General features: G+C 72.6%; 19 protein-coding genes. 5 read left to right on the plus strand and 14 right to left on the minus strand.

Features of this window, described 5'->3' with window-relative positions; genetic code table 11:
- Positions 1 to 118 precede the first annotated feature (118 nt).
- Positions 119 to 1,765: a threonine/serine exporter family protein gene (locus tag ACFY61_RS28175; RefSeq protein WP_389476452.1), complete on the plus strand. Its 1,647-nt coding sequence runs from the start codon at positions 119 to 121 to the stop codon at positions 1,763 to 1,765.
- A 60-nt stretch (positions 1,766 to 1,825) separates the two neighbouring features.
- Here the strand turns inward: ACFY61_RS28175 and ACFY61_RS28180 are convergent, their stop codons facing one another.
- A complete protein-coding gene (locus ACFY61_RS28180; protein ID WP_389476454.1) occupies positions 1,826 to 2,539 on the minus strand; it encodes a VTT domain-containing protein in 714 nt (237 codons plus the stop codon).
- A gap of 131 nt (positions 2,540 to 2,670) precedes the next feature.
- Positions 2,671 to 3,429 carry a MerR family transcriptional regulator gene (locus ACFY61_RS28185; protein WP_389476456.1) on the minus strand — a complete coding sequence of 253 codons (759 nt, stop codon included), beginning with the start codon at positions 3,427 to 3,429 and terminating at the stop codon, positions 2,671 to 2,673.
- Between the two features lie 115 nt (positions 3,430 to 3,544).
- Here ACFY61_RS28185 and ACFY61_RS28190 point away from each other — a divergent pair, with 115 nt between their 5' ends.
- Positions 3,545 to 4,792: an ion channel protein gene (locus tag ACFY61_RS28190; RefSeq protein WP_389476458.1), complete on the plus strand. Its 1,248-nt coding sequence runs from the start codon at positions 3,545 to 3,547 to the stop codon at positions 4,790 to 4,792.
- A gap of 58 nt (positions 4,793 to 4,850) precedes the next feature.
- On the opposite strand, the gene ACFY61_RS28195 is transcribed toward ACFY61_RS28190, so the two are convergent.
- The 6 genes from ACFY61_RS28195 to ACFY61_RS28220 form a co-directional block, all read right to left on the minus strand.
- Complete coding sequence (locus tag ACFY61_RS28195; RefSeq protein ID WP_389476678.1) at positions 4,851 to 5,627, minus strand: ABC transporter permease; 777 nt, start codon at positions 5,625 to 5,627, stop codon at positions 4,851 to 4,853.
- Positions 5,628 to 5,629: 2 nt separating this feature from the next.
- Positions 5,630 to 6,577, minus strand: a complete 948-nt coding sequence (locus ACFY61_RS28200) for an ATP-binding cassette domain-containing protein (protein WP_389476460.1) — start codon at positions 6,575 to 6,577, stop codon at positions 5,630 to 5,632.
- A gap of 138 nt (positions 6,578 to 6,715) precedes the next feature.
- Positions 6,716 to 7,333, minus strand: coding sequence for a PadR family transcriptional regulator (locus ACFY61_RS28205; protein WP_389476462.1), 618 nt, complete (start codon positions 7,331 to 7,333; stop codon positions 6,716 to 6,718).
- Between the two features lie 25 nt (positions 7,334 to 7,358).
- On the minus strand, positions 7,359 to 7,862 hold the full coding sequence (locus ACFY61_RS28210) for a DinB family protein (protein ID WP_389476464.1): 504 nt from the start codon (positions 7,860 to 7,862) through the stop codon (positions 7,359 to 7,361).
- Positions 7,863 to 7,983: 121 nt separating this feature from the next.
- Positions 7,984 to 9,441 carry an aldehyde dehydrogenase family protein gene (locus tag ACFY61_RS28215; RefSeq protein WP_389476466.1) on the minus strand — a complete coding sequence of 486 codons (1,458 nt, stop codon included), beginning with the start codon at positions 9,439 to 9,441 and terminating at the stop codon, positions 7,984 to 7,986.
- A gap of 50 nt (positions 9,442 to 9,491) precedes the next feature.
- Positions 9,492 to 10,370, minus strand: coding sequence for a helix-turn-helix domain-containing protein (locus ACFY61_RS28220; protein WP_389476468.1), 879 nt, complete (start codon positions 10,368 to 10,370; stop codon positions 9,492 to 9,494).
- A gap of 350 nt (positions 10,371 to 10,720) precedes the next feature.
- Here ACFY61_RS28220 and ACFY61_RS28225 point away from each other — a divergent pair, with 350 nt between their 5' ends.
- On the plus strand, positions 10,721 to 11,209 hold the full coding sequence (locus ACFY61_RS28225) for an ATP-binding protein (RefSeq protein ID WP_389476470.1): 489 nt from the start codon (positions 10,721 to 10,723) through the stop codon (positions 11,207 to 11,209).
- A 126-nt stretch (positions 11,210 to 11,335) separates the two neighbouring features.
- Here ACFY61_RS28225 and ACFY61_RS28230 read toward each other — a convergent pair whose 3' ends face one another.
- The 5 genes from ACFY61_RS28230 to rpmG form a co-directional block, all read right to left on the minus strand.
- A complete protein-coding gene (locus tag ACFY61_RS28230; RefSeq protein WP_389476472.1) occupies positions 11,336 to 11,560 on the minus strand; it encodes a DUF397 domain-containing protein in 225 nt (74 codons plus the stop codon).
- 120 nt (positions 11,561 to 11,680) lie between these two features.
- Positions 11,681 to 11,932 carry a 30S ribosomal protein S18 gene (rpsR, locus tag ACFY61_RS28235; protein ID WP_389476474.1) on the minus strand — a complete coding sequence of 84 codons (252 nt, stop codon included), beginning with the start codon at positions 11,930 to 11,932 and terminating at the stop codon, positions 11,681 to 11,683.
- A 43-nt stretch (positions 11,933 to 11,975) separates the two neighbouring features.
- Entirely contained in the window at positions 11,976 to 13,124 is a 1,149-nt protein-coding gene (locus ACFY61_RS28240; RefSeq protein ID WP_389476476.1) for a CobW family GTP-binding protein, read from the minus strand.
- Complete coding sequence (locus tag ACFY61_RS28245) at positions 13,121 to 13,375, minus strand: type B 50S ribosomal protein L31 (protein WP_389476478.1); 255 nt, start codon at positions 13,373 to 13,375, stop codon at positions 13,121 to 13,123. The genes ACFY61_RS28240 and ACFY61_RS28245 overlap by 4 nt, the downstream gene beginning before the upstream one ends.
- Before the next feature lie 8 nt (positions 13,376 to 13,383).
- Positions 13,384 to 13,548, minus strand: a complete 165-nt coding sequence (gene rpmG / locus ACFY61_RS28250) for a 50S ribosomal protein L33 (RefSeq protein ID WP_389476480.1) — start codon at positions 13,546 to 13,548, stop codon at positions 13,384 to 13,386.
- Positions 13,549 to 13,601: 53 nt separating this feature from the next.
- Between rpmG and rpmB the strand changes: the two genes are divergently transcribed.
- The gene (gene rpmB, locus ACFY61_RS28255) at positions 13,602 to 13,838 is read left to right on the plus strand and encodes a 50S ribosomal protein L28 (RefSeq protein ID WP_389476482.1); all 237 of its coding nucleotides are present in this window, start codon (positions 13,602 to 13,604) and stop codon (positions 13,836 to 13,838) included.
- Between the two features lie 11 nt (positions 13,839 to 13,849).
- Positions 13,850 to 14,155 (plus strand): 30S ribosomal protein S14, encoded by a 306-nt coding sequence (gene rpsN / locus ACFY61_RS28260; protein ID WP_389476484.1) that lies wholly within the window; start codon positions 13,850 to 13,852, stop codon positions 14,153 to 14,155.
- Positions 14,156 to 14,274: 119 nt separating this feature from the next.
- On the opposite strand, the gene ACFY61_RS28265 is transcribed toward rpsN, so the two are convergent.
- Positions 14,275 to 15,513: a DUF2786 domain-containing protein gene (locus ACFY61_RS28265; protein WP_389476486.1), complete on the minus strand. Its 1,239-nt coding sequence runs from the start codon at positions 15,511 to 15,513 to the stop codon at positions 14,275 to 14,277.
- Positions 15,514 to 15,613: the final 100 nt, after the last annotated feature.

Below are 15,613 nucleotides of genomic sequence, written 5' to 3' on the forward strand. Positions count from 1 at the left end.
CCCGGCCGGGGCTCCGGCCGGCACATGGGCCCAGGCACCGGCGGAGCCAACGGCTTCGCGGTGGATGAAACGATTCCGCATACTGATACCCGTCGGCCAGGGATCAGGAGGGTGGCGGGTGGCGGCGCAGTCCGAATCGCAGGAGCCGGAGGACGGCAAGCCCCGTTCCGACGAGCACCACAGCGCGTTCGCCCCGCCGCCCGGCACCTCGCCCGTCCCCGGGACCCCGGAGGACGCCCCCACCTCCGAGTTCGCGCTGCCCGCCGGGGCCGGGCCCGTGGCGCCCGGGCCCGAGGGTTCGGCGTTCGCGCCGCCCAGTACGTACCGCGCGGCCGACTCGCCCCCCGCGTTCACCCCGCTCCCCGCGCCCCCGCGGATGACCGAGTCGCCCTGGCAGGACCGGATGCGGACCATGCTCCGGATGCCGGTCGACGTGCGCCCCGTCGCCGAGCCCGCGCAGCGGCCGCCCGAGGCCGGCCCGGCCGTGGGCCGCGTCCTCGACCTGACCCTCCGCATCGGGGAGCTGCTGCTGGCCGGCGGCGAGGGCGCCGAGGACGTGGAGGCCGCGATGTTCGCGGTGGCCCGCAGCTACGGCCTGGACCGGTGCGAGCCCACCGTCACCTTCACCATGCTGTCGATCACCCACCAGCCCTCCCTGGTGGACGACCCGGTCTCGGCGAACCGGACGGTCCGCCGCCGCGGCACCGACTACACCCGGCTGGCCGCCGTCTACCGGCTGGTGGACGACATCTCCGCGCCGGAGATCGAGGTCTCCCTGGAGGAGGCCTACCGCCGGCTCGCGGAGATCCGCCGCAACCGGCACCCCTACCCGACCTGGGTCCTCACGGCCGCCGCCGGCCTGCTCGCCGGCGCCGCGTCCGTGCTGGTCGGCGGCGGGGTCTTCGTGTTCTTCGCGGCCGCCCTCGGCGCGGTGCTCGGGGACCGGCTCGCCTGGATCTGCGCGGGCCGCGGCCTGCCGGAGTTCTACCAGTTCGTGGTGGCCGCGATGCCGCCCGCCGCGATGGGCGTGGCCCTGAAGATCGCCGAGATCGACGTGCGCGCCTCGGCCGTCATCACCGGCGGGCTGTTCGCGCTGCTGCCCGGGCGCGCCCTGGTCGCGGCCGTCCAGGACGGTCTGACCGGCTACTACATCACCGCCTCGGCCCGGCTGCTGGAGGTGATGTACCTGTTCATCGGGATCATCATCGGCGTGCTGGTGGTGATCTACGTCGGCCTCCAGCTGGGCGCGGCGCCCGACCCCGACGACGTCCTCCAGATCCCCAACCGCCCGCCGGTCCAGATCGCCGCCTCGATGGTGCTGGTGTTCACCTTCGCGATCCTGCTCCAGCAGGAACGGTCGACGGTGTGGATCGTGACGCTGAACGGCGGCGTGGCCTGGGTGACGTTCGGCGCGCTGCGGGCGGCCGAGCTGCCGCCGGTGCTGTGCACGGCGGTGGCGGCCGGGCTGGTGGGCCTGTTCGGGCAGCTGTTCTCGCGCTACCGGTACGCGTCGGCCCTGCCGTATGTGACGGCCGCGATCGGGCCGCTGCTGCCGGGCTCGGCGACGTACTACGGGCTGCTGTCGATCGCCGAGAACCGGCTCGACGCGGGGCTCGCCTCGCTGACCAACGCCGCGGCCCTCGCGCTGGCCATCGCCATCGGCGTGAACCTCGGGTCGGAGACCTCGCGGTTGTTCATGCGGATGCCGGGCGCGGCGAGCGCCGCCAAGCGCCGGGCGGCAGCGAAACGGACCCGGGGCTTCTGACCCCGGGTCCGTCTGCGGTGCGTGCGCGGTGGGCGCGGTGCGCGCGGTGCGCGCGGTGCCTCAGCGCTTGGCGTGACGGCCGCGGCCGCCGGGCAGCTGAGCCGGGCCGCCGTCGCCGGCGTCCGCGCCGCCGCGGGCCGCGGCCTGCTTCGACTCCTTGCGGGCCCGCAGCACCTCGATGATCACCGGGATGACCGAGACGAAGACGATGCCGAGCAGGATCGGCTCCAAGTTGTCCTTGATGAAGCCGATCTGACCGAGGTAGTAGCCGGCGATGGTGACACCGGCGCCCCAGCTGATGCCGCCGATGACGTTGTAGGTCAGGAAGGTGCGGTACTTCATCGCGCCGGCGCCGGCGACCATCGGCGCGAAGGTCCGGATGATCGGGACGAAACGGGCGAGCACGATGGCCTTGGGGCCGTGCCGCTCCATGAACTCGTGCGCCTTCTCCAGGTTCTCGGCCTTGAACAGCTTGGAGTTCGGCCGGCTGAACAGCTTCGGGCCGAAGAACTTGCCGATCATGTAGCCCACCTGGTCGCCGATGATCGCGGCGGCCACGATCAGCGTGCACACCAGCCACAGGGGCTGCTTGATGTACTCGCCGTCCGCGACCAGCAGACCGGCCGTGAACAGCAGGGAGTCGCCCGGGAGGAAGGCGAACAGCCCGGACTCCGCGAAGACGATGACGAGGATGCCGATCAGGCCGAAGTGCGAGATCAGGTAGTCGGGCGACAGCCATTCGGGGCCGAGCGCGAGCGTGTAGACGGGTTCCACGGTTTCCGGGGCTCCTGGATAGGGGTCGCGGCGCGCGATGCGGCGGCTGGGCGGGCGGGCGTCTCAATTATGAACGCGCGCGGCCCCGGCCCGGTTCCAGGTACCGGGCCGGGGCCGTGACGGGTCGGCGCTCAGGCCCGCCGCACCGCGTTCGCCAGGATCGCGTCCCGCAGGAAGACCGCGAGGCCCGGGCGGAACGCGTCGTAGGTGGCCGTGAACCGCTCGTCCGCGACGTACATCTCGCCGAGACAGGTGTGCATCTCGTAGTCGCAGTCGTAGTGGTTCTGCGTGAGCCAGCCACGGTGCTCCTCGGCCAGGTCCATGGCCTCGGCGGAGTCGGGCGCCGCTCCCGTGTCCATCAGGGCGACCAGGCGGCGGCAGACCTCCGCGTGCTGCTCCATGATCCGCTTCCAGTCGTCCTTGGTGTAGGTCGCTGCCCGGCGCATGGACTCCTTGTAGCGGTCGGTGTGGCCCCAGCGCTGCTGGGCCTCCTCGGCGTACTGGTCCGGGTCGTGGTCCCCGAAGACCTCGAACTTCTCCTCGGGGGTCAGGTTGACGTTCAATCTCTTCGCCTCCATGGCGCGCTCCACGGCCTTGGCCATCTGCTGGAGCCGGTCGATCCGGTCCGACAGCAGGGCGTGCTGCCGGCGCAGGTGTTCCTGCGGGTCGGTGTCCGGGTCGTCCAGCAGGACCGAGACCTCCTCGAGCGGGAAGCCGAGCTCCCGGTAGAACAGGATCCGCTGCAGCCGGTCCAGGTCGGCGTCCTCGTAACGCCGGTGGCCGGCGTGGCTGCGGCCGCTCGGACGGAGCAGTCCGATCTCGTCGTAGTGGTGCAGCGTGCGCACCGTGACCCCGGCGAAACCGGCGACCTGGCCCACGGAGTAGCTCATCTCTCTCCCGCTCCTCTGACTGGGTACGCGGTTCACTGTGGGGCCTCACGCGACGTGAGGTGCAAGCCCAGAGCGCCTCCCCGACGTGCCGGTTTTGCCCGCTTACGTTAAGCGGATGACGCCTGCCGCCCGTGCGCTGCTCCCCACGATCCCGCTCGCGCTCGCCGTCGGGATCGGCTCGGCCCTGCTCTTCGTCGGTGTCAGCGAGGCGGCCGAGGAACTGCAGGAGGTGCTGTGGGGGGCGCTGCCGGAGGCGCTCGGTCTGGGACCGTACTCCGCCGCCTGGGTCATGATCATGCTCACGGTGACCGGCCTGCTGTCCGGGCTGGTCGTCTGGAAGGTGCACGGGCACGCCGGCCCGGACCCGGCCACCACCGGCCTGGTGGAGGTCCCCATGGACCCGCGCTGGGTGCCCGGGCTGCTGCTCGCCGGCGGCCTCACCCTGGCGGGCGGGGTGAGCCTGGGCCCGGAGAACCCGATCCTCGCCGCGAACGTCGCCCTCGCCTTCGCGCTGGGCCACCGGCTGGCCCCCGCACGCCCGGGCCAGCTGTGGGTCGGGCTGGCCGTGGCGGGCACGATCGGCGCGCTGTTCGGCACGCCGGTGGCGGCGGCCCTGGTGCTGACCGAGACGATGGCGGCGGGCCGGGACACCGCGCCGCTGTGGGACCGGCTGTTCCCGCCGCTGGTGGCGGCCGCGGCGGGCAGCCTGACGACCGCGCTGATCTCCGAGCAGACCTTCCGGACCTCGCTCCCCGACTTCACGGGGCCGGGCTGGGGCGACCTGCTGGCCGCGGTGGTGGTCGCGTCGCTGGGCGCGCTGCTGGGCCTGGCCGCCGTCTACGTCTTCCCGTACACCCACCGGCTCTTCCACGCGCTCCCGCACCCGGTGCTTGCCCTCACGGCCGGGGGCGTCGTACTGGGGCTGCTGGGGGCGCTGGGCGGCCGGCTCACCCTGTTCAAGGGGCTGGCGGAGATGAAGGAGCTGACCGCAGACTCCGCCGCCTACGGGTTCGGGGCGCTGCTGCTGATGTGCCTGGTCAAGATGGCGGCGCTGGTGGTGGCCGCCTCGGCCGGGTTCCGCGGCGGCCGGATCTTCCCGGCGGTGTTCGTCGGGGTGGCCCTGGGGCTGTCCGCGAGCGCCCTGGTGCCGGCCGTCCACCCGGTGGTGGGGACCAGCTGCGCCGTGCTGGGGGTCCTGCTGGCGACGACCCGGCAGGGCTGGCTGAGCCTGTTCACGGCTGGGGTCCTGGCCCCGGCTCCGGGGGTGCTGCCGGTCCTGTGCCTGGCCCTGCTGCCGGCGTGGCTGCTGGTGACCGGCCGGCCCCTGCTGCAACTGAAGGAGGACGGCCGCCCGGTGCGATGACACACCGGACGGCCGTCCCCTGCGGGTGGGCGGCCCATCGCCCACCCGCCGCTCCGCGTTACTTGCTCAGGGCCCGGAACCGGCCCACCGCCAGCGGGAAGAACACCGCGAGCATGACGAGCGGCCAGACCACCGCGAGCAGCGCGGCGTTGTCCGAGGCCCACGAGGTGCCGGCCGCGGCCGGGTTGCCGAACAGGTCGCGGATGGCCGTGGCCGTGGCCGAGAGCGGGTTCCACTCGACGACCGCGCCCAGCCAGGCCGGCATGGACGCCGGGCTGGCGAACGCGTTGGACAGGAAGCCGACCGGCCAGACCAGGATCTGGACCGCCTGGACCATCTCCGGGCGTCCCGCGACCATGCCGAGCCAGATGCCGACCCACAGCATCGCGAACCGGAACAGCATCAGCAGGGCGAAGGCCCCGAGGACCGCGGAGAGCGAGCCGTGCCAGCGCCAGCCGAGCAGCAGACCGACCGCGCCGAGCACCAGCAGGCCCACCGCCGACTGGAGCATGTCCGCCAGGCTGCGGCCGACGAGCACCGCGGAGGAGGACATCGGCATCGACCGGAACCGGTCGATCACGCCCTTGTTCAGGTCCTGGGTGACGGCCGTCAGCGTCGACTCGAGGCCGAAGGCCATGGTCAGCGCCAGCATGCCGGGCACGAGGAACTCGACGTAGTCGCCCTCGATCCCGCGGCCGCCGCCGATCAGGAAGCCGAACATCAGGAGCATCATCACCGGGAAGATCAGCCCGACGATCACCTGGACCGGCTGGCGGCTCCAGTGGGCGAGCTCGCGCCGGGTCATCGTCCAGGAGTCCTGGACCACGTACGCCATGCTCACGCGGCCACCTCCGTGCCCTTGTCGCGGTCGGTCAACTGCAGGAACACCTCGTCCAGCGTGGGCCTGCGCAACCCGATGTCCGAGGTGGCCACCCCGGCCACGTCCAGGGCCCGGACGACCGCCGACAGGTCGGCGGTCCCCGAGGCCGGCACGCTCAGCCTCAGGTCCTCCTCGGAGACCGTCGCCCCCGACAGGGCCCGCGCGGCGGCGGCGAGCGCCTCCTGGTCGGTGACGGTCACCTCCACCCGCGCTCCGCCGACCCTGGCCTTCAGCTCGTCCGCGGTGCCCTCGGCGGCCACCTTGCCGGCGTCCACGAGGGTGATCCGGTCGGCCAGCTGGTCCGCCTCCTCCAGGTACTGCGTGGTGAGCAGGACCGTCGTGCCGCCGCCGACCAGCGACTTCACCGAGGACCACACCTCGGCCCGGCTGCGCGGGTCGAGACCGGTGGTCGGCTCGTCGAGGAAGAGCACGGCCGGGTCGGTGATCAGCGACGCCGCCAGGTCGAGGCGGCGCCGCATGCCGCCGCTGTACGCCTTGACGGGCTTGCGGCCGGTGTCGGACAGGCCGAACCGCTCCAGCAGCTCGTCCGCCCGGGCGCCGGCGCGGCGCGCGCCGAGGTGGTACAGCCGGCCGAACATCTCCAGGTTCTGCCGGCCGTCGAGTTCCTCGTCGAGCGCCGCGTGCTGCCCGAGGAGACCGATGCGGGCCCGGACGGCCGCCGCCTCGGTCGCCACGTCGTGGCCGGCGACGCGGACGGTGCCCGAGTCGTACCGCAGCAGGGTGCTCATGACACGGACGGACGTGGTCTTGCCCGCCCCGTTGGGTCCCAGGACCGCGTGTACGGTCCCGCTCTTCACCTCCAGATCGAGCCCGTTGAGGGCTTGCTTGTCCCCGTACCGCTTGTGGACACCTTCGAGCACGATCAGCAGAACCACTCCGCTCATTAGTCAAACTTGAGTAGCAGGGTCGCCCAACATATACCCGACCTACTCAATAGTCAAACTTGATTACTCGATTTTCTCTGGAGCCGGGGCTCGCCGGTCGCAGCGGCCTCGCACCGGCCTCGCGCCGATCGCGGCACCTCAGGACGCGAAGGGGTTCTCCTGGCCTTCCGCCAGCACCCCGACGAACGGCTCGCCGCCCTCGCCCGCGAAGGAGTACGCGCCCCCCTCGATCCGGGCGATCAGGCCCTCGGTCCACTCGGCCTCCACATCGGCCGAGTGGACCCACATGTGCATGATCTCGCCGATGTGGCCCATCTGCTCCGGGCCCTCCTCCGGCGTGTAGTAGCCGGTCACCGCCGTGCGCCAGGCCGCCAGGCCGGTCAGCCGCCGCCGCAGCAGCTCCAGCACCTCCGTGCGCGGCAGGTCCACCATGAAGCCCAGCGCGGCCGACAGGGCGTCCCGCTTCTGGTCGTACGCCGACAGGGCCTGGCGCAGCAGCGTGAAGTACTCCTCGCTGCCCGCCTCGGTCACCTCGTACTCGGTCCTCGGCGGGCCACCCGCCGCGCTGGGCGCCACCTCGTGCGCGAGCAGGACGCCCTGCTTGGCCATCTGCTTGAGCGCGTGGTAGATCGAGCCCGGCTTGGCGTTCGACCACTCGTGGGCGCCCCAGTACTCCAGGTCGTTGCGCACCTGATAGCCGTGGGCCCGCCCGTGCTGGCGGACCGCCCCGAGGACGAGAAGCCGGATCGCTGACATGGGCCCAGGCTATCCAGCCGGTCCGTCAGCCCATCGCCTTGGTGCCGTCCAGCGACTCCCGGATGATGTCGGCGTGGCCGGCGTGCCGGGCGAACTCCTCCACCAGGTGCAGCAGCGTCCAGCGGATCGAGACCTTGGTGTCCTTGGGGAACCACGGCGCCTCGGGCAGCGGGTAGGTCTCGTCCAGGCTGGGTACGGCGGCGACGAAGGCGGCGGTCTCGGCCGCCACCCGCTCCCAGAACGCGAGCACGGACGGGATGCTCTCGCCCTCGACCAGCCGGAAGCCCTCGGCGTAGTCCTCCCGCGAGCGCTGGGGCTTGCCCTGCGCCATCCGCAGCCAGGTCTGCTCGACCTCGGCCGCGTGCTTGACCAGCCCGGACAGCGACAGCTCGCTGACGCTCGGACGGCTCGCCGCCTGCTCCTCGGTCAGCCCCTCCAGCGACTCCCGCAGGGCGGCGCGCTGCGCCTCGACGAAGGCCAGGAGCGTGCCGCGCTCGTCGCCGAGGACCTCGGTGGAAACCTGAGCCATGATCAACCGCCTTGTCCGTACGGGGCCGGGGGGCCTTCCCCCTGCCGACGGAAACCACGCTAGGGGGCCTTGAGGTCAGCTCCTGTCCGCAACTCCGTGGCGGAGCGGGGAGGTTTCGCGATCAGAACGGGAACTCGCTGCGCCCGCGCTGGACGGAGATCCACTTCTGGGTGGTGAAGGCCTCGACGGCCGCCTCGCCGTTGAGCCGGCCCAGACCGGAGTCCTTCTCCCCGCCGAAGGCGGCCAGCGGCTCGTCCCCGATGGTGGAGTCGTTGACGTGCATCATGCCGGTGTGGACGCGCTGGGCGAACCGGACGCCGCGCTCCACGTCGCGGGTGTGCACGGCCCCGCTCAGCCCGTACGGGGTCGCGTTGGCGAGCCGTACGGCCTCGTCCTCGCCGTCGAAGACCACCAGCAGCGCGACCGGGCCGAAGATCTCCTGGCCCAGCAGCGGGGAGTCCTCGGGGAGCCCGGTCAGCACCGTCGGCTCGACCAGGTTGCCGCGCGTGGTGCCGCGCACCAGGGCGGTGGCCCCGGCCTCGACGGCGCGGTCGACCAGGGCGGTGAGGGCGTCGGCCTGGAAGGAGTTGATCAGCGGGCCGATGTGGGTGCCGGGCTCGTGCGGGTCGCCGGTGCGCAGGGCCCGCACCCGGGCGGTGAACTTCTCGGTGAACTCCTCCGCCACGGACCGGTCGACGAGGATCCGGTTGGCGGCCATGCAGACCTGCCCCTGGTACACGAATCTGCTGAAGACGGCCGCGTCCACGGCGTAGTCCAGGTCGGCGTCGTCGAGGACGACCAGCGCGCTGTTGCCGCTGAGTTCGAGCACGGTCCGCTTGAACTGGCGGGCGGCCACCGCGCCGACGTGCCGGCCGACCCGGTCGGAGCCGGCGAAGGAGATCACCCTGGGCACCGGGTGGGTGAGCAGCGCGTCGCCTATCTCGGCGATGTCGGTGACCAGGACGTTCAGCAGGCCGGCGGGCAGACCCGCGTCCTCGAAGATCCGGGCGATCAGGCCGCCGCCGGTCACCGGGGCGTTCTGGTTCGGCTTGATCACGACGGCGTTGCCGAGGGCGAGGGCGGGCGCCACGGACTTCAGGGTGACCAGGAGGGGGAAGTTGAAGGGGCTGATCACGGCGACGACGCCGACGGGGAGCCGCTGGATCCGGTTCTCCTTGCCGGTGACCGGGGAGGCGATGATCCGGTCCTCGGGGCTGACTGCGGTCCGGGCGGCCTCGCGGAGGAACTCCTTGGCGAGGTGGACCTCGTACTCGGCCTTGGGACGGGTCCCGCCGAGCTCGTCGATCATCGCCTCGACGATCTCCTTCTCGCGCTCCTCGGTGATCCGCAGGGCGCGTTCCAGGACCTCTCGGCGGGCGTAGGGGCCGGCGGCGGCCCACGCGGGCTGGGCGCGCTCGGCGGCGCGGTAGGCGAGATCGACCTGCTCGACGGTGGCGACGGTGATGGCCGCGAGCTTCTCCCCGTTGTAGGGGTTCACGTCGATGATGTCCCACGACCCGGTGCCGGCCAGCCATTCGCCGTCGATGTACTGGTAAGCCAGGTCCTCGAATATGGACATGCCATCCCTTACTGCAGGCGCCCCTGATCCGACGTCATACTACGTGCGTTTCAAGACAGTTGAAGGAGTCCCCGGAGAAGATCCCGGGTCTGGTCCGGGTCCGGGCAGTCGCTCTGGAGCCGCGCCATGGCCCGGTCGTACTGCGCCACTTCCTCGTCTTTGTCCAGGTAGAGGGCGCTGGTGAGCTGTTCCAGATAGACGATGTCCTGGAGGTCCGACTCGGGGAAGCGCAGCAGGGTGAAGGCGCCGCTCTCGCCGGCGTGGCCGCCGAAGGAGAAGGGCATCACCTGGAGCCGGACGTTGGGCCGCTGTGAGATCTCGATGAGGTGCTCCAGCTGGCCGCGCATGACGGACCGGTCGCCGTACGGGCGGCGCAGCGCCGCCTCGTCGAGCACGGCGTGGAACTGCGGGGCGTTCTCGGAGACCAGGACCTTCTGGCGCTCCAGCCGCAGGGCCACGCGGCGGTCGATCTCCGCGGGGGCGGCCTCGGGCATGCCGCGGCTGACGACGGCGTGGGCGTAGGCCTCGGTCTGGAGCAGGCCGTGGACGAACTGCACCTCGTAGATCCGGATCAGCGAGGCGGCGCCCTCCAGGCCGATGTAGGTCTGGAACCAGCTGGGCAGCACGTCGCCGTAACTGTGCCACCAGCCGGCGGCGTTGGCCTCCCGGACGAGCCCGAGGAGCGACTCGCGCTCGGCGCCGTCGGTGACTCCGTAGAGCGTGAGCAGGTCCTCTACGTCCCTGGCCTTGAAGCTCACCCTGCCCAACTCCAAGCGGCTGATCTTCGATTCGGATGCGCGGATCGAGTAGCCGGCCGCCTCACGGGTGATCCCGCGGGATTCACGGAGTCGCCTGAGCTGCGAGCCCAGGAGGATGCGGCGCACCACAGAACCGCTGGCTTCTGCGGTCACTTGTCCTGCCCTCCCCATCGCGATGGTCTTGTGCGTCGCGGAGCCCCCCGCACCCCTGGGCCCGCAGTCTGCCACCAAAACGCATCGGGCCGTACTCGTTCTGTAACGGAATCCGTCCTGTCGGAAAAGAAGTCCATAAGCAGGCGTAGGAAGAAATGAGCAAGAAACGGCACGTGAGTGGACGGGTCGGGCGCGTGCACGTGCATCTGCCCTTGCATCCGGCTGCGCCATTCGGAACCATGGAGCCCGCGTACCTGCGTGCTCTTCGCGCCGGCGCCCGACCCACCCCGCAGTTCTTTCATGGACACAGCAGCCGCTACCGTCCGCGAATCCCGGGAGTGCCACGCATGGGGATGAATGGATCGACCATGCTCGAGCCGTTACGGCAGGGGCTGCCCCCGGTCGACCCCACGGCCGTCTCCGGGTCCGCCTCCTGTGCCCTGCCGGCCCGCTACGAGGCCGTGCGGGGCGCACGTTCGTTCACCCGCGCCACCCTGGGCCAGTGGGGGCTGGACGACCGATTCGACGACGTGTCCCTGGTCGTCTCCGAACTCGTGACCAACGCGCTGCGGCACGCGCTGCCGCAGGACGCCCGGGACGGGGCGGAGCAGGAGCCCCCGGTGCGGCTGCACCTGATGCGCTGGCGCAGCCGGCTGGTGTGCGCGGTCCGGGATCCCAGCGAGGACTCCCCGGGGGGCGCGTTCTCCCCGGACCGGACGGACGAGAACTGCGACGCCGAATCGGGACGCGGGCTGTTCCTGGTCGACTCGTACAGCGACAACTGGGGCTGGCACCCGCTCGCCGGGCGGCTGAGCGGCAAGGTGGTCTGGGCGCTCTTCCTGCTCCAGGAGCGGTAGCACCGCGGACCGGCAGGACCGGCAGGACCGGCAACCGACGACTCCGGCGGGGGACACACCACTGGCCGGGACCGATCTTGGGATCGGTCCCGGCCAGTGCACGTGCATGGCTTGATCAGAGTGCGCTCAATGGATGAGGTGGTCGAACTCCCCGTCCTTGGCGCCCAGCAGCAGCGCCTCTATTTCGGCCGGCGTGTAGACGAGGGCCGGCCCGTCCGGGAAGCGCGAATTGCGCACGGCCACGTCGCCGCCCGGCAGCTTGGCGAACTCCACGCAGGAGCCCTGGGAATTGCTGTGCCGGCTCTTCTGCCAGGTCAGCCCGTACATGGAAGCGAGTTCTGCAGCTGCCATCCCGTTGTACGCGTGGTCCACAGGAAGCCCCCGATAGCAGATGTCAACTGCACCGGATCATAGCTGTGTTCAAACGCGGATGCATGGGCAGATGCACGTGCACGGGCGGTATCGTCATGATCACTCCCCGCCCCGGCGACCCCCCGGTCCGTACGGCAGCAGGGCCATTTCCCGGGCGCTCTTGATCGCCCGCGCCAGTTCCCGCTGCTGTTGCGAGGTCACCCGGGTGACCCGGCGGCTGCGGATCTTCCCCCGGTCGGAGACAAACCTGCGGAGCAGGTCGGTGTCCTTGTAGTCGATGTACGTGATTCCGGCTGCGTCCAGCGGGTTGGGCTTGGGCGCGCGGGGTCGCGTCTCCCGTCGGCGGGCCACGGCGTCCTCCTCGGTGGGTCGGTGTTCTTCGGGTGGGGGCGGTTCAGGCGACGGGGTCGAGCAGGGCGTCGAAGGCCCTGGGCAGCAGTGCCCAGCCGGCCGGCCCGGCCGCGTACTCCTCGTCCGTCAGCAGGCAGGAGTCCAGCAGCCCGGCCAGCCCCTCGCGGTCCAGGCCGGGCGAGGTGAAGACCAGGTGCTGGCAGCGGTCCCCGTGCTCGGGGTGCCAGTCGAGGGCGGCGGCTGCCCGCCGCACCGGCGGGACCAGGTCCCACGCGGCGTCCGGCAGCGCCGCCAGCCACGGCCCGGCGCCCTCCACGCACAGGGCCCCGCCGGCCGCGTCCCAGGCCAGAAGCGTCTCGGGCCGGTCCGCCAGCCAGAACCGGCCGCGGCTGCGGGCGGCCGCACAGGTGACGTCCTCCAGGGCGGCGTAGAGCCGGCCGGGGTGGAAGGGCCGGTGGCGGCGCCACACCAGGGTGGCCACCCCGCACTCGTCCGCCTCCTGCGGCAGCAGCGCGCACGCCGGATGGTGCCGGTCCGCGGCCGCCCGCACGTCGAACTCGCCCTCCAGCACGACCCGTACCAGCTCGGGCGAGCCGACCGGCAGCCGCCGGGCCGTCGGGTGCAGCTGGGCGAGCAGCGCGGCGTCCTCCTCGTCGGCGTCCCCCACGCCGTCCACCAGGGCCAGCACGGGCGCGTACTCCAGCTGCCGGGCCCAGGTGTCGGCGACCGTCCGCTGGTCGGTGGCGGCGGCCGCCAGGCCCGCTTCGGCGAGGTCGTCCCCGTTGCCCAGGCAGTCCAGCACCAGTGCCGGGTCCACGGCGGTGACCACGATGGTCAGCCGCAGGCGGCCGGCGCCGTGCGCGGCGATCACCTCGGCCATCGCCTTCGGTTCGACCGAGTCCCAGAGCTCGACGACGGCGAGCCGGGCCGACCGGCCGTCCGCCAGCCGCAGGAGCTCCGGGACCAGGTCCTCGCGCAGCGCGCAGCACGCGCAGTCGTCGACGAGCGGGGCGTCCGTGCTCCCCCGCTCGCCGGACGCGTCGCGGACGGTGCGCCGCACCGTGCCCCCGGCGGCGGTGGCGAGGTCGTGGTGCAGTGCGACGCTGCCCGGCACCGCGCGCAGCAGCGTCTCCACGACCTCCCTCCGCGCGTCCGAGTGCAGCCCGCCGACGAGCACGACGGGCAGTCTCATGTCCGTCCCCCCGAGCCGTAACGGCGCTCGAAGCGCTCGACCCGTCCGGCGGTGTCGAGGACCCGGGCGGTGCCGGTGTGGAAGGGGTGGCTCGCCGAGGAAACCTCGACGTCGATCACGGGGTAGGTCTCGCCGTCCTCCCAGAGCACGGTCCGCTCCGAGGTGGCGGTGGAGCGGGTGAGGAAGGCGAAGTCGGCGGCCTTGTCGCGGAAGACGACGGGCCGGTACGCGGGGTGGATTCCGGGCTTCACGGGGGGACTCAGCGCTCCTCTCGGAAGTCGACGTGGCGGCCGGCCACCGGGTCGTACTTGCGGAGGACGAGCCGGTCGGGGTCGTTCCTGCGGTTCTTGCGGGTGACGTAGGTGTAGCCGGTGCCCGCCGTGGAGCGGAGCTTGACGATGGGGCGTAGTTCGTTGCGGGCCATGCCGGTACAGTAAATGAAAACGGTTCCCATCTTCAATAGGAGGTCCGCGTTCCATGTCCGCGCACTGCCAGCTGACCGGCGCCCAGCCCGGTTTCGGCAACAGGGTTTCCCACTCCCACCGGCGGTCGTCCCGCCGCTTCGACCCCAACATCCAGCGCAAGCGGTACTGGCTGGCGAGCGAGGGGCGTCACGTACGGCTGACGCTGAGCGCCCGCGGGGTGAAGACGGTGGACGTGATCGGCATCGAGGCGGCGGTGGCGCGGATCCGCGCCCGCGGCGGGAAGGTCTGAGGGGTACCGCCATGGCGAAGACGAGCAAGACCGCCCGCAACGAGCGCCGCAGGGCGGTCGTGGCCCGCTACGCGGCCCGCCGCGCCGTGCTGAAGGCGCTGATCCGCAGCCCGCACACGCCGGAGGCGGAACGGCAGGCCGCGGCCCGCGAGCTGCGCGCCCAGCCGCGCGACGCGAGTGCGACCCGCGTCCGCAACCGGGACGCGGTCGACGGCCGCCCCCGCGGCCACCTCCGCGCGTTCGGCCTCTCCCGCATCAACTTCCGCACCCTGGCCCACGCGGGCCACCTCCCGGGCATCCGCAAGTCCAGCTGGTGACCCGCCCGGCCGCCCGGGGGGCCGGCCGTGGCGCCTCCCCGGCCCGCCGGCGTGTGAGGCGCGGGGTACGGGGTGGAGCCCCGGGGGCCCCGGCGCGGCCCGGCCGCGCAGGTCAGCCGTCAGTCGTGGTGCGGGGAGGTTGAGGGACGGGCCCGGCCGGCGATCGGGGCGTGGGCGCGCGTGCCGAACCGGGCCGCGTTCGCCGCCGCCGTGCCGTCCGTCCAGCCCGCGTGGTCGGTGGCGCCGCGCAGCCGCGTGGAGGTGGTCCGGGGGAACATCTCGTCGGCCCGCGTGCCCACCGCCACGTCCCGCGCGACCAGCGCCGGCAGGCGGTCCGGATCCGCCGCGCCGGCCGCACCGGCGGCGGCCTGCCCGGCGTGTTCCGCGGTCTCGGCGAGCCGGTGGCCGAGCCGGCTGGCGTAGGCGAGCAGGAAGGACTGCCTGAAGGTCTTGGTCCGCTTCCGGCCGCCGGCCCGCTGCCCGGCCTCCGCCCGGGTCATCGCCGCCGTCCCCTGGACCAGCAGCGAGGTGTACAGCAGCTCGACCGCCTCCAGGTCGCTCTCGAACCCCACCACGGTCGAGAACTCGAAGGCGCCGTTCCACACCGCCCGGCAGTGGTTGGCCCGGGCGACCGCGTCCAGGAGCACCGCCTTGGCCTCCTCGTACGGCGGCTCCACCCCGATCCGGCAGGCTCCCGGCCGCTGCCCGGGGGCCCCTCCGCGCGCGGCGAGCAGCGCCTCGTCGACGGTGTGCCGGGCCATCAGCTCCTGCGCCTTCGCGCTGAGCGCCTCCGCCTCGTCCGGGAACGTCGTGGCCTCGGCCTTGGCGAGCAGCGCCCGGATCCGGGCCAGCATGCGGGGCTCGATGTGGGCCGCCTCGGGGAGGTCGGCCGGGTCCCCGGGCACGGGGCCGACCGGCTCGACCGCCGGCAGCCGGACCAGCAGCCGGAACACCTCCAGGACGGCGGTGGCCAGGGTGAACCGGTCCGTCCGGGTGCGTCCGGCAAGCTGTTCGGCGTACGTGTCGTCCCCGTCCCACCACACCTCGTGCGTCGTCCAGCGGGCCGGGAGCCGTGCGTAGCGGCGGCCCTCGGCCGCTATCAGGTCCTCGCAGATCCGCAGGTGAGGGGAGTCGAGGTCGCGGCGCACGAGGCGGAGCACGTCGGCCGGCCGCCAGCCCCGCTCCCAGGCCTGCCGTACGTACCCCTGCCCGCGCGCGAGCAGGGCCGGGCCGACGGCGGTCCAGCGCGCGGGGTCGGCGGCGAGCAGCGAGGCGCCGGTGTCCAGGGCGGCGTGGTCCTGGGTGTACAGCGCGGCCGCGCAGGCCCGTTCGACGACGTCGGCGGCGTTCTCGTTCACACCGCCCAGCTTGTCACGGCGGCCGGGGTGGCCGTACGGGCCCGCTGCCCGGGCGGCGCGGGGCCCGGTTCCCGCGCGTTGTCGGACCCGGCTGCCAGAC

It is taken from the genome of Streptomyces sp. NPDC012888 (assembly GCF_042900645.1).
GTDB lineage: Bacteria > Actinomycetota > Actinomycetes > Streptomycetales > Streptomycetaceae > Streptomyces.